Below are 293 nucleotides of genomic sequence, written 5' to 3' on the forward strand. Positions count from 1 at the left end.
CCACCGGCTTCGTGCTCTGGTACCCCCGACCGGATTCGAACCGGCGCTACTGCCGTGAGAGGGCAGCGTGCTAGGCCGCTACACAACGGGGGCTTCCTGGCGATCCCTTGCGGGATCAGTACCCCCGACCGGATTCGAACCGGCGCTACTGCCGTGAGAGGGCAGCGTGCTAGGCCGCTACACAACGGGGGCTTTCCAGGCGATCCCTTGCGGGATCAGTACCCCCGACCGGATTCGAACCGGCGCTACTGCCGTGAGAGGGCAGCGTGCTAGGCCGCTACACAACGGGGGCT

The 293-nt window shown here is 66.9% G+C and carries 3 tRNA genes; all 3 read right to left on the minus strand.

Annotation, left to right across the window (positions count from 1 at the left end):
* Positions 1-17: 17 nt before the first annotated feature.
* Positions 18-93: transfer RNA gene (locus ACFVHB_RS35075), tRNA-Glu, on the minus strand.
* Positions 94-119: 26 nt separating this feature from the next.
* Positions 120-192, minus strand: a tRNA-Glu gene (locus ACFVHB_RS35080).
* Positions 193-219: 27 nt separating this feature from the next.
* Positions 220-292, minus strand: a tRNA-Glu gene (locus ACFVHB_RS35085).
* Position 293: the final 1 nt, after the last annotated feature.

This window comes from Kitasatospora sp. NPDC127111 (assembly GCF_042677465.1).
GTDB lineage: Bacteria > Actinomycetota > Actinomycetes > Streptomycetales > Streptomycetaceae > Kitasatospora.